Origin of the sequence: Bacteroides sp. MSB163, assembly GCF_036416795.1 — a bacterium.
Classification (GTDB): domain Bacteria; phylum Bacteroidota; class Bacteroidia; order Bacteroidales; family Bacteroidaceae; genus Bacteroides; species Bacteroides maternus.
In genome coordinates, this window is the sequence record NZ_CP143867.1 from 650,595 (window position 1) to 664,134 (window position 13,540).

Annotated in this window: 11 protein-coding genes; 8 read left to right on the forward strand and 3 right to left on the reverse strand. The window is 42.3% G+C overall.

Translation table 11 applies throughout. From position 1 onward, the window contains the following. The first annotated feature begins 71 nt into the window (after positions 1–71). Positions 72–2,405 carry an outer membrane beta-barrel family protein gene (locus VYM24_RS02245; RefSeq protein WP_330941354.1) on the forward strand — a complete coding sequence of 778 codons (2,334 nt, stop codon included), beginning with the start codon at positions 72–74 and terminating at the stop codon, positions 2,403–2,405. 266 nt (positions 2,406–2,671) lie between these two features. Further along, the gene (locus tag VYM24_RS02250) at positions 2,672–3,409 is read left to right on the forward strand and encodes a hypothetical protein (RefSeq protein ID WP_330942200.1); all 738 of its coding nucleotides are present in this window, start codon (positions 2,672–2,674) and stop codon (positions 3,407–3,409) included. A 457-nt stretch (positions 3,410–3,866) separates the two neighbouring features. Here the strand turns inward: VYM24_RS02250 and VYM24_RS02255 are convergent, their stop codons facing one another. Genes VYM24_RS02255 through VYM24_RS02265 form a run of 3 tightly spaced genes read right to left on the reverse strand, consistent with a single transcriptional unit; the run spans position 3,867 to position 6,026 of the window. Then, a complete protein-coding gene (locus VYM24_RS02255) occupies positions 3,867–4,220 on the reverse strand; it encodes a hypothetical protein (RefSeq protein ID WP_330941355.1) in 354 nt (117 codons plus the stop codon). 10 nt (positions 4,221–4,230) lie between these two features. Next, the gene (locus VYM24_RS02260; protein WP_304581597.1) at positions 4,231–4,773 is read right to left on the reverse strand and encodes an RloB family protein; all 543 of its coding nucleotides are present in this window, start codon (positions 4,771–4,773) and stop codon (positions 4,231–4,233) included. Between the two features lie 8 nt (positions 4,774–4,781). Beyond that, positions 4,782–6,026 carry an AAA family ATPase gene (locus VYM24_RS02265; protein WP_330941356.1) on the reverse strand — a complete coding sequence of 415 codons (1,245 nt, stop codon included), beginning with the start codon at positions 6,024–6,026 and terminating at the stop codon, positions 4,782–4,784. 2,520 nt (positions 6,027–8,546) lie between these two features. On the opposite strand from VYM24_RS02265, the gene argR reads away from it, so the two are divergent. From argR to VYM24_RS02295, 6 genes are all read left to right on the forward strand, one after another. Next, entirely contained in the window at positions 8,547–9,020 is a 474-nt protein-coding gene (gene argR, locus VYM24_RS02270) for an arginine repressor (protein WP_291550223.1), read from the forward strand. 103 nt (positions 9,021–9,123) lie between these two features. Next, complete coding sequence (locus tag VYM24_RS02275; protein WP_007210575.1) at positions 9,124–9,681, forward strand: GNAT family N-acetyltransferase; 558 nt, start codon at positions 9,124–9,126, stop codon at positions 9,679–9,681. A 93-nt stretch (positions 9,682–9,774) separates the two neighbouring features. Continuing rightward, on the forward strand, positions 9,775–10,980 hold the full coding sequence (locus tag VYM24_RS02280) for an argininosuccinate synthase (RefSeq protein WP_007210576.1): 1,206 nt from the start codon (positions 9,775–9,777) through the stop codon (positions 10,978–10,980). Positions 10,981–11,083: 103 nt separating this feature from the next. Next, the gene (locus VYM24_RS02285; protein ID WP_007210577.1) at positions 11,084–11,296 is read left to right on the forward strand and encodes a PspC domain-containing protein; all 213 of its coding nucleotides are present in this window, start codon (positions 11,084–11,086) and stop codon (positions 11,294–11,296) included. Positions 11,297–11,317: 21 nt separating this feature from the next. After that, positions 11,318–12,286, forward strand: a complete 969-nt coding sequence (gene argC, locus VYM24_RS02290) for an N-acetyl-gamma-glutamyl-phosphate reductase (RefSeq protein ID WP_291550224.1) — start codon at positions 11,318–11,320, stop codon at positions 12,284–12,286. Positions 12,287–12,319: 33 nt separating this feature from the next. Further along, positions 12,320–13,444, forward strand: a complete 1,125-nt coding sequence (locus VYM24_RS02295; RefSeq protein ID WP_291550225.1) for an aspartate aminotransferase family protein — start codon at positions 12,320–12,322, stop codon at positions 13,442–13,444. Positions 13,445–13,540 lie beyond the last annotated feature (96 nt).

The following is a 13,540-nucleotide window of genomic DNA, read 5'->3' on the forward strand; positions in this document are numbered from 1 at the left end:
ATCGTATTCGGCGAAAATTCGCATAGGGATAATTAGACCAAATAGTCTATAAACAGTTTAAATACAACAATATGAAACCAAGAAAAAAAACAATTCGCATTTGGCTATCCGTAGGGATGCTGTTCTTATCATTGGGTGCTTCTGCCCAAATATTTACGGGTAAGGTTGTAGACGATCAAGCCGTCCCCGTCGGCTATGCAACCGTTGCCTTGTACCATAAAGCCGATTCCTCTGTGGTTCAAGGAGGAATTACCGGAGAAGACGGTCGTTTTTCATTGAAAGCTGCCGATTCGGGAATATATACGGTACAAATATCGTTCGTTGGTTTTCAGACTTGTACACTCGAATCCGCGCCGTGCGATTTGGGAACAATCGTCTTGAAGCCGGATATTTTGGAATTGGGGGATGTGACCGTAATCGGCCATCGTCCAAAATACAAAGCCGTTGCGGGAGGTATCTCCACACAGGTGGAAAACAGCGTGCTCGGTAAAGCCGGAACCGCTAAAGACGTAATCGGGCATCTGGCAGGCGTCCGTAAAAAAATCGACGGCTCGTTCGAGGTCATCGGCAAAGGTGTCCCTGTCGTCTATATCAACAATCGGATGGTGCGCGACCAATCGGAACTCGAAAGGCTCCGGTCGGATGCTATCCAGAATATACAGCTCATTACCAATCCGGGACCGGAATACGATGCTTCTGTCGGAGCGGTATTGAAAATCAAGACAAAGAAAAATTCGGATGACGGTTTGGGAATCAATGTGAATTCATCGGTCGATTATGCCGATAAATTCAATACGTCCCAACAACTGGACATGAATTACCGACAAGGCGGCCTTTCGCTTTTCGGTTCGTTCCGTTACGACCTGACACATCCCCGCCAGACGGCTGTTACCGACATCGAAACCCGTGTTGATGAACGATGGATACAAGCTGCGACATCGGAAGACAAAGGTTCTAATCAAGGTTATTTCGGACAGATAGGAGCCAATTATGAAATCAATCCCCGACACTCGTTCGGAGGCATGTACGAACTGACTTCGATGCCGCGCTATAAAACCTCCAACCGAAATTTGACGGACATATTTGTCGATGACCGTATGTTCGACAGTTGGAATACCTCGGAAACAGCAATGCAAAAATCATCGACACATCACGTTAATGTCTACTATGCGGGAGAGGCCGGCAAGATGAAGATCGATTTCAACGCCGATGCGCTCTTGGGCGATGGCAACGGGAACAGCGAGGTGGCAGACCGAAGCCTGAATTACGAGGATTATTGCTTAGGAACGAGCGACAATTACACCAACCGTCTGTTTGCAGGAAAACTCGTGCTTTCCTATCCTGTGTGGAAAGGAACACTGTCGCTGGGATCGGAATATACCGACACGTACAGACGGTCGCAGTCGAGCGGATTCGGAGAAATCATCGCAGCCTCCGACGATAAGATAACCGACCGGAACGTGGCCGTATTCACGGGTTATGAAGCAGCTTTCGGACCGGTAAACGCCAATGCGGGGTTCCGCTATGAACACGTGACGTATGATTTTTATGAGAACGGGCTGTTTCAAGCCGACCGGAGCAAGGTGTACAACAATTTCTTCCCCTCCGTCTCACTGAATGCTGCCGTTGGCAGGACGCAGTTGTCGTTGGACTATCGTATTCAGACGATACGTCCCATGTACGAAATGCTGAACAGTGCGGTCGGTTACGGCAACCGTCTCACTTATCTGTGCGGAACTCCCGATCTGCAACCCACTTATATCCATTCGGTCAGCGTCGGGGCTGTCTGGCGAAACAACCTGCAAGTTCAGGTCGGCTACAACCACTACAAAGATGATATTTTTTTCGCATTCGAGCAGTTGGACACCGATCCGAAAATTACCGTCAATAAATTCCGAAACGAAAAATCACGCAATGAGTTAGTTTTTTCAGCCGCTTATGCCCCTACTTTCGGTGTGTGGCAGCCCAGATGGTCAGTTGCCGGCAACACACAATGGTTAGACATCGAATATCTTGGCAGGCCGAAAAACATGGACGGAACGATCTTTCGTTTGAGTTGGGAGAATGCCATTACACTGCCGGCAGGTTTTCTGCTTCGTATCGACGGCAGCTGGGACAGCGACGGTTATGTCCAAAACAGAAAGATGAAATCTTCCTGGTATATGAATGCCAGTCTCAACAAGGAGTTTGCAGGAGGCAGATGGAATATTCTGCTCGAAGGCAACGACCTGTTCCATACCATGCGGGACGCTTCTTATTTCTATGACAGAAAAACTTCGGAGTATCGGGCCAGCAAAGACAATACGCGTCAAATCAAATTAACTGTAAGCTATCGGTTCAACCACAAGGAGAACAAGTATAAAGGTACGGGAGCCGGCACAGAGGAAATGCAACGTTTATATTAAACCGAATATGCTTGGATTATGCTGAGGCGGAAAAACCCGATCTGCATTATATCTCAAAAACGCAATTTAATTAGGTTATAAAACAATGTCTCAAAATTTAATCAGGATATTAAGATTTCCATGCATTTATGAAATAGTTGAAATTTAGTCTCTTTGTTTTCAGTTAGTTTTAATTGACAATATATCATAATCAACAACTAATAAACTCAAATTTGTATGAAAGAACAAATTGAAAAGTCTTCTCTTTTTTTGAGGGGAAGCAACACCTGACCCACTTCGCTACAGAACAGGATGTAGCAGAAGAACTGTTTGAGTTACTCTCCGAGGCGAGAGAACTCTATCTTCAAAATGTGATTGTGGATGGCAAACGGTACAGCCGCTATGTGGATGACTTCATCAACAGTCACCGATACATCAACTGCGATAATGTAGTTTGTCGGAACTGTCACGAAATGAACATCCACATCGTCAAGGGACTGCTGACAGAATGCGCTCACTTTATCAAACCTCTTTTTACAGCATCAGATTTCTCATTCGAGAAATGTATGGAACTGCGAAGGCTGTATGACAGTTCGGAACCGTTGCCGACATCTGTCGTGCATCGTACTGATGTTTTAGTAAAAGCTCCGCCGCTTTCTTTCGGCTGCAACTTCACTCAAGAACAGATGACAGGTATTGTGTCTTGTGCCAATACTTATCATCTGTTTTGCGTTTCTACGCTCCGCATCGAGGATATGGAGGCTCTCTTTTCCTGCAAGGAGGGCTTTCATATACGAGTGAACAACATTCGTCGTGTGGCAATCCTGTTTGATGCACTTCTCGAAAACTCGCTCATCCAATCCCGCTGGCAGTCCGTTCTCGACAAAGGATGGTTCTTGCTATCGAAGGATGGCAGACGGTTTATTACCGCATCCAATCTTTCGTCAGCGTTGTCTGCTGTCAGAAAGGACATGACATCAGTTGCCTACGGAATAAAAAGAGTCATCAAGGAACTGAAAATATAAAGCGAGAATCGCTCACAAAAGGGGAAAGCACTATGTTTGGTCAATCCGTACATAGTGCTTTTGTTTGCCTTCTGAAACTAATTAGATTCGAATCTTTGGCTGTGAAAAAGCAAGAAAGAGGAAAGGACAGTCTGAATATCCAGTTCAGGAATTGAAAAGGTCGCCAAGCGGAACAGTTCGGTATGTTCTGAGTTTCAACTTTGCCATTTATGTGAAACAAATTGGCGTGTCTGTTGTCCACGAAATTCTTTTCGGGGGAGCCTAATACCCCGACAGTCTTACGATGTCAGGAACTTTGCCGCCTTATCTGCAAGCAGGGACGCAATCTGTGTCCAACTGATTAGTCTCTATTATGTGGAAAATAAAATTCACAAGCCTTTATTTGCCAATGTAAAATACAAAATCTCCTTATTGTTTAGACTGTATTTCTCACAAATTCTTTAATAATGCTAGTCTTCTACATTAGCTGTTGCCTCGCCCGTAAATTCTCTTTTAATATTTTACCGAGACTTTTTGCAAACTGTTTGTATGAATTCTTTTCTTTCTCTTTGTCGTCATCCGATAAAGAGCTGCTGTCAATTTCAGCGTGTACAAAACTGATAATACCATCGATTGCATCATCTACGGTTTTGCTGCTGATTTTGGATTTAAATCCCAATGCATTTATAACACATATGTTTACCAGTTCCAATATCTCTGGCGATTTAATAGCTGCCTTTATTCGCTCTGCCATTAGTTTTGCACTTTTATCTTGTGATTTTGACAAGACGTCAAGAAAGATATCGGCTAATGTTATTTCTCTATTCTCCATGATCTTTAAATTACAAGCTTTCCAGCAGTTCTATCATTTTATAGATGGTAGTTGACGGATTATTATATGTCTCCAACACCTTGGCTCTTGCCGTTGCTTCTGATGTCTTGTCGGACAGCTGCTGTTTCTCATTCAATGCCAAAGTTCCCTTTACATAGTGTTCAAGATGTCTTTTTAGTTTCTTGATGCAGGCGTTTTGAGTTAGTTCAGCATGACACTCCTCAAAGTGCAGCAAATACCACAACTCAATACATGGATTTGACACCAGCATTACCGCATCCGGAATACTTTGCAGGTGTACTAACATGCCGTCCACATCAAGGTCATACATTAGAAATGTTTTATCATTTTTGGTCACAATATATTCCCGCTTGCAATTCTCTATATACCGAACGGATATGTTCGAATCGCTCTTTCTTGGGATAATCTGAATAGGCGCACGGTATTGTGAACGGAGGTGACTGATATAGGCAACCTCAGACTCTCCTTCACAGAAAACAAAGAAGTTCGGCTTCATTGTTTTGCCTTTGGATTTTCTTATTTGTCGTCCCATATCAGTGTCTATTTTATAAAACTATCCGCCTGTTCGTCAATATACGGGATGGCATCGAAACGACCTTGCAGATATGCCTTCTCTGCATCCAGTCCGTCGCGGAAATCTTTGTAATCAAACAGCGAATACAAATCCGAGGACCCGTCATCCCGTTTGTTGACAAAATACACCTGATCCTTACGCAGCTTGTTGGTATTAAGCAGGTATGTATTATGCGTCGTATATATCAGCTGCGCCGATTCGCTTTTATTGAACAAACCGATGATATACTCTACCAGTTTTATATGCAGCTGCGTCTCAATTTCATCTATCAACAAGATTTTATTATTCTTAACGATATCAAGAATCGTCAGCATCATTTCAAAAAGACGCAACGTTCCGGATGACTCTTCTGCAAAAAAATTGAAAGGAACATCCGGATTATTTCTGTGATAGGTCGTAATGATCAGCTGTGGTTTCTGAATATCTTCTACCGACAATATTTGATTGTCTGCAGGGTCAATCACTGCAGTCGAAAATACTTTATTCTCGTGCCGGCTGTCGATTTTGACAATATCGCTGTCGGCAATTCGCAGTACATTGAGGAATTGTTCTTTATTTTCATTCAGCAACCGTTCAATGGAAAAGGTATTATACCCTATATAATTTAGAATAAAACGCTCATTGAAATATCGAAAAACATCTTTTGCAACATCTCGGTCCATCTGGCTGGCACGCGACACGAAAAGCGTTTTCTTGGACGTATTGGCAGCAACATCCATAGGACGGCGAATTGTCGAACGGAATTCATAAATATCCTTTTTGTCGGGTCCCTTTGTCTCATCACGAGAAAATACCAGTGAACGACGGCCATTCGGATAATAATAAAGAACCTCTTTTAGTATCTCAACTTTATTGAGTTCAAAAGAATATTCATATTCGATACCTTCAAGAAGAAAGCGAATGAAGAATGTGCTTGGCTTGCCAATGCCCCCGAATTTGAACGGAGTAAAGGCAAATATCGTATTCTCGTTGTAATTGTGAGATGAGAATATCATTCCCACACAAGCGCGAATAGCCTTGATAAGGCTGCTTTTTCCTGACGCATTTGCACCATAAATGGCAACAGTTTTAAGCAGCCGTTCATCACCGCATACAAATGTATTTTCTTCAAGCTCCTTTGCCTTTTTGGTCTGTATGCTTGCTGCCTGCATATCCAGCACCACTTCATCTTTAATTGAAAAGAAGTTGCTCAAACGAATTTCAAGTACCATTTTATCTTCTGAATTTGTAATTATCTTGCAAAGATAGTAAATTAAATGACGAAAATCATAATTTGGATAACTTTTTTATGGATTAAAGGCTGCCTGCATAAAGTATTGTTATATAGGGATCATTCAATAACCCAAAGAATGAGTTTCTAAATCTGTGTGTCCATTCACTGCTTGCAACTCATAAATCTTTGAACTAGCTAACGCAATTTGACACACTTACAATGATTTAACTTTATCTGCCATTTGATGGTCGATGCACGCTTGTCCGCCACACAGCCCTAATATCGGGGAATATGGAACTATCAGTAGAGACTGAATAAATTTGCCTGCCACTGGAAAATGTTTTTCATCTGCTCAATCGCGTCTGGAGAGAAAAACGATCGGATTGCAGTTTAGAAAAGGAAGTTGCAGCGAAAAGAGAAAATACGCAGTGGACTTTCTTCTCTTTTCGCTGTATATTTTATGAATAGTCAGATGGTGTATGCGTTGAAAATTCAGTTTAGTTTGTGCATTAGCCTTATATATGCTAAATCAAAGTAAACTATATTTAGATAGGCATATTTGCCTTTCCATATGCCTATGGTTTTATAGAAACAACCACTTTTGTGGAAAATACAAGTTTCAATGAAGATGTAAGGCAGAGACCACACACAGCCCGTCTTTTTTCTTTTGGCTGCAACGATTCATGGATGAGCCATCGAACGATATTCTTCGGATGAGAGGTCGATAGTCGGAAAACTACTTTAAGAGGCATTTTGGATGCGACCAAGTGCAAGAGATGAAACTAAGTGAAATGTGAAAAGCACAGAATCGCTTAAATTATTGATTTTGTTCCTGTCTTGTTTCCTTAATGAGATATACACAAATCTATTGTGTTGATATACAGCATATAGTGTATATGTCTTACAACATTTACCAGATTTCCGAAAGTACGAATAATAAAATGATCTCCAAATCACAAAACACATCTCTTCACTACTGAAGAAATATGCAACAAAGATATACAAAATATCGGAATAGACATCATAAGATACGGCAATTATCATTTAGCTCATTATGATAGAGCAAACAACTCACCAACATTTTAGAAATAATGTTCCCGACCGGAATAACGCGATCTAAGTATTGTAGAACAGTATGCTAAAGATAGTTAATGCACCCTATTCATCCATCAATACTTCAAAAAGATATTCACTATATTTGCAAAATAATTATGGTCTTATTATAGGTTGCATATACATTTTTAACATGTCAACTTCCACTCATAATCCAAAAGCATTAGTTATCGAGAAACCCTCTAAAGCTCTCGTTGACTTTATGAACAAGCTGAGAGATAGAAAGATGTCTCAGTTAGAAAAGTTACGCAATAAAAAAGACTGCACGATTCAAGTTAATGTATAGCGTAAATAGATATTTCAATATCTATAAATTCTGGTTTCCAGGACGAATTCCACATCATATTATCTCCATTTGAAAACAGCATAATCCCTGATGAAATAAGATCCCTTTTAGGAGAAAGTATAGAAATAGCCGATAATTGAGAAGTAAACTATTCTCTCGCATGTTTGATAAATACATTACATCAAATAAAATAAAAACATTATCCACGCTCCTTTACCAGCAAAGAAAAAAACAAAGCGATGCGAACTATCAATCTGACAAATTGATAATCCTACTGTACGAGAATGCTTTCTTTCAAGCCACACGAGAAGGCTGAATAGAAAATCGCAAGGATTTCGTTTTATGGAACCACATACAAACACCTATTTATCTCGTAAAGAAACAATGTGAATACCCTACACCTCCTCATGCATCAAAACGATTTCAATTCAAGCCAAACAGCAGCAAAAAGCAAAAATGCAGATGATCAAACTTAGCGTTCAACCAGAGTAGAATAAGCAGATTTTAAATGAAGGCTACACCCTTTCGTACAAATAGTATCACCCTTTTAACAAGATAGCTACACCCTTTAGGGTAAAAGGTGTAGCCATCCTGCAAATTACATCATTAGTTTTGGGCAAATGTATCATCTATTCGGAGCAAACAGACCATGCATTTGCCTTAAACAAATGATCCATTTCAAGGAAAAAGAAGATTCATCACGCTGGAAGAAGAGTTCCGCCTCAAACGTCTGTTAGCAAAACCCACCAAACAGCATCCTTAAGTTCATAAAAAGAACATTTCACCATCATTTAGACAATAATATATAAACAAGAAGTTGAAAGGCACAACCCTAAGCCGGATCGTACCTCAACCGTGTCTGAGCCGTACTTGCTCCGTACCTTCTCCGGTCAGAAGTACCTCTGGACGGAGAAGGTACGGACTTGATACGAAGCAAGTGCATCTCGGGTACTACTTACTCCACCTTCAATCCCCTCGTCTTATTTGCATATATTCTCCGATTTATGCATAAAACATAGTATTCATAGTATAAAAAGTACAAAATTTCTCTCATTAATGCATATTCTTTCCAAAATTATCGCTACTTTTGCGTCATTCTTAGAATAATTATACAGAACAATGAAGAAAAAAGCCAATCGGTTAGACGCTATCAAGATGATTATCTCAAGCAAGGACGTCAGTTCTCAAGAAGAACTGCTGCAAGCTCTGAGCAAAGAAGGCTTTGAACTGACACAAGCCACTCTCTCCCGCGACTTGAAACAACTGAAAGTTGCCAAAGCGGCAAACATGAACGGGAAATACGTATATGTATTGCCCAACAACATCATGTACAAACGTTCCAATGACCAGAGTGCCAGCGAAATGCTGATGACCAGCGGATTCGTGTCCCTGCAATTCTCCGGTAACATTGCCGTTATCCGTACACGACCGGGTTATGCCAGCAGTATGGCCTACGACATCGACAACCGTGAATGTCCCGCCATTCTGGGCACTATTGCCGGAGACGACACCATCATGCTGGTAGTGCATGAAGCCGCTTCGCATGGCGAAGTACGCGAATTTCTGTCGCAAATCATCCCTAACATAGAATAAATGAAGAACTAAAAATGAAGAATGAAGAATTACCATGCGGCATACTTGCATAGCGCAGCAAAATTCTTCATTCTTCATTCTAAAATTATTAATTAAATACGAAATGGATACCAAAAAAGTGGACGTGATGGTGGCTGACGCCTCTCACGAAGTTTATGTGGATAAGATTTTGGATACCATCAGAGAAGCGGCCAAAGTACGTGGAACGGGCATCGCAGAACGCACACACGAATATGTGGCGACAAAAATGAAAGAAGGAAAAGCCATCATCGCCCTGTGCGGAGACGTGTTTGCAGGCTTCAGCTACATCGAGAGTTGGGGAAACAAACAATACGTTGCGACTTCCGGTTTGATTGTGCATCCCGACTTTCGCGGTATAGGATTGGCTAAGCGTATCAAAATGGCATCTTTCCGCCTGGCACGCTTGCGATGGCCCAACGCCAAAGTATTCAGTCTCACCAGCGGAGCCGCCGTCATGAAAATGAATACGGAACTGGGATACGTCCCCGTTACTTTCAATGAACTGACTGATGACGAATCCTTCTGGAAAGGCTGTGAAGGCTGCATCAACCATGATATATTAGTAGCCAAGAACCGCAAATTCTGCATCTGCACCGCAATGCTCTACGACCCGGCTCTGCATGAAGATGATAAAATATAAATAAATGAAGAGTGATGAATGAAGAATTGCTATGCAGCATGATAGTACCGCTTGATTCTTAATTCATCATTCTTAATTCTTAATTCAAAAGTTATGGAAGAAAAGAAAAAAGTAGTAGTCGCATTCAGCGGCGGTCTTGATACTTCATTTACGGTAATGTACCTTGCCAAGGAAAAAGGGTATGAAGTATATGCAGCTTGTGCAAACACCGGTGGTTTCAGCCCCGAACAACTGAAAACAAACGAGGAAAACGCCTATAAACTGGGCGCAAAAGAATATGTCACTATCGACGTGACGCAGGAATATTACGAAAAGAGCTTGAAATACATGGTATTTGGTAACGTGCTGCGTAATGGTACCTATCCTATTTCCGTAAGCTCCGAGCGTATTTTCCAGGCACTTGCCATCGCACGCTATGCCAACGAGATCGGTGCGGACGCTATCGCTCATGGTTCTACCGGTGCAGGCAACGACCAGATTCGTTTTGACATGACATTCCTTGTATTGGCTCCGGGCGTGGAAATCATCACACTTACCCGTGATATGGCGTTGAGCCGTCAGGAAGAAATCGATTATCTGAACAAACATGGTTTCTCGGCAGACTTCACCAAACTGAAATACTCTTATAATGTAGGTTTGTGGGGTACCTCTATCTGCGGTGGTGAGATTCTGGATTCCGCACAAGGATTACCCGAAAGCGCTTATCTGAAACACTGTGTAAAGGAAGGCAGCGAACAACTCCGTCTTACTTTCGAAAAAGGTGAGTTGAAAGCTGTGAATGATGAGAAATTTGATGATCCCATCAAAGCCATTCAGAAAGTAGAAGAAATCGGCGCCGCTTACGGCATTGGTCGTGACATGCATGTGGGTGATACAATTATCGGTATCAAAGGCCGCGTAGGTTTCGAAGCTGCCGCTCCGATGCTGATTATCGGTGCACATAAATTCCTGGAAAAATATACACTGAGTAAATGGCAGCAATACTGGAAAGATCAGGTTGCCAATTGGTACGGTATGTTCCTGCACGAAAGCCAGTATCTGGAACCGGTAATGCGCGACATCGAAGCCATGCTACAGGAAAGCCAGCGTAACGTAAACGGTACGGCTATTCTGGAACTTCGCCCATTATCTTTCTCTACGGTAGGTGTAGAATCAGAAGACGATCTTGTGAAAACGAAGTTCGGTGAATATGGTGAAATGCAAAAAGGCTGGACGGCAGAAGATGCGAAAGGTTTCATCAAGGTTACTTCTACTCCACTGAGAGTATATTATAACAATCATAAAGACGAAGAAATTTAATGAAATGAAGAACTAAAAATGAAGAATGAAGAATTGCCATGCGGCATACTTGCACAGCGCAGCAAAATTCTTCATTCATCATTCTTCATTAAAAAAAGAATTTATGGATAATAATAACAAAAAACTTACCCGCTCACGCAGCGACAGAATGCTTGCCGGTGTCTGCGGAGGATTGGCCGCTTATTTCGGACTCGACCCTTCACTTGTACGTATCGGCTATGCGTTATTGACGTTTTTTACCGTATTTGCCGGTATCCCCGTATACCTTATAATGTGGCTTATTGTTCCCGAGGAAAAGAACTTGTATAACAGATAAAAGAATATAGTATAAACTAACATGATTAAAGTAGGAATCATCGGCGGAGCCGGATATACGGCAGGTGAATTAATTCGTTTGCTGATCAATCATCCGGAAGCGGAAATCGTATTCATCAACAGCTCAAGTAACGCCGGAAACAAAATTACCGACGTACATGAAGGATTGTACGGCGAAACGGACCTTGTCTTCACCGACGAGTTACCTCTGGACGAAATTGACGTGTTATTCTTCTGTACCGCCCATGGCGACACGAAGAAGTTCATGGAGAGTCACAACCTTCCCGAGGAGTTGAAGATTATCGACCTTTCTATGGACTACCGCATCGCTTCTCCGGAACATGACTTTATCTACGGTTTGCCGGAATTGAACCGCCGCGCTACCTGCAAAGCAAAACATGTGGCTAATCCGGGCTGCTTTGCCACTTGTATCCAATTGGGATTGCTCCCCCTTGCCAAACATCTGATGCTGAACAATGACATCATGGTGAATGCCATTACCGGTTCCACCGGAGCAGGTGTAAAACCGGGATCAACCAGTCACTTCAGTTGGCGCAACAACAACATGAGCGTTTACAAAGCATTCGATCACCAGCATGTACCCGAAATCAAGCAATCCCTGAAGCAATTGCAGAACAGTTTTGATGCGGATATTGACTTTATCCCTTACCGCGGTGATTTCGCACGTGGTATTTTTGCTACCATCGTAGTAAAAACTAAAATTGCACTGGATGAAATAGTCCGTATGTACGAAGAATATTATGCCAAAGACTCTTTCGTGCATATCGTAGAAAAGAACATCGACCTGAAACAAGTAGTGAACACCAACAAATGTCTTCTGCATTTGGAAAAGCACGGTGATAAGCTACTTATCATCTCCTGCATCGATAACCTGCTGAAAGGTGCCAGTGGTCAGGCGGTACACAACATGAATCTGATGTTCAATTTAGAAGAAACCGTCGGCTTACGATTGAAGCCCAGCGCCTTCTAAGTAATTTGTATTTTGTAATTTAGAATTAAAGAAATGAACTTATTCGACGTATATCCCCTTTTTGACATCAACATTGTCAAGGGAAAAGGCTGCCACGTGTGGGACGAGAACGGTACTGAGTACCTCGATCTCTACGGCGGACATGCTGTTATCTCCATCGGTCATGCACATCCGCATTACGTGGAGATGATCAGCAACCAAGTTGCCACGTTGGGATTTTATTCCAACTCTGTGATTAACAAGCTACAGGAACAGGTTGCTGAACGTCTGGGAAAAGCATGTGGTTATGATGACTACTCCTTATTCCTGATTAACAGCGGTGCAGAAGCCAACGAAAATGCTTTGAAACTCGCTTCGTTCTACAACGGACGTACACGTGTGGTTTCCTTCAACAAGGCATTCCACGGACGTACTTCACTTGCCGTGGAAGTGACTAATAATCCCAAAATCATAGCTCCTATTAATGACTGCGGACATGTCACTTACCTTCCGCTGAACGATATTGAAGCTATGAAAAACGAACTGGCAAAAGATGATGTTTGCGCAGTGATTATCGAAGGAATTCAAGGTGTGGGCGGTATTCAATTGCCGACAGATGAATTCATGCAGGCTTTGCGTGAAGCTTGTACAGCTCATAATACGATATTGGTTCTGGACGAAATTCAAAGCGGTTATGGCCGCAGCGGTAAGTTCTTCGCTCATCAATACAACGGTATCAAAGCAGATATTATCACTGTAGCCAAAGGCATCGGTAACGGTTTCCCAATGGCTGGTGTACTTATCAGTCCGATGTTCACTCCGGTTTACGGACAGTTGGGCACTACTTTCGGCGGTAATCATCTGGCATGCAGCGCAGCGCTTGCTGTCTTGGACGTAATAGGTCAGGAGAATCTGATTGAAAATGCAGCCAAGGTAGGTGAGTATCTGATGACGGAGTTGAAGAAGTTCCCGCAGATCAAAGAAGTGCGCGGACGTGGTCTGATGATCGGTCTTGAATTTGAAGAACCGATAAAGGAACTTCGTCTGAAACTGTTAAAAGAGCAACATGTATTTACCGGTGTCAGCGGTACAAATGTACTCCGCCTGCTTCCACCCCTCTGCCTCAGCATGGAAGAAGCCAATCTCTTCCTCGAACGTTTCAGAAAAGCATTAGCATAAGGCACTCTCACCATCTTGCTACCCGCAAGACATACAGATTAATAATCAGCAAAAGAAAATGCAACCCTGTCTATGAGTATTTTTCACCGACAGGGT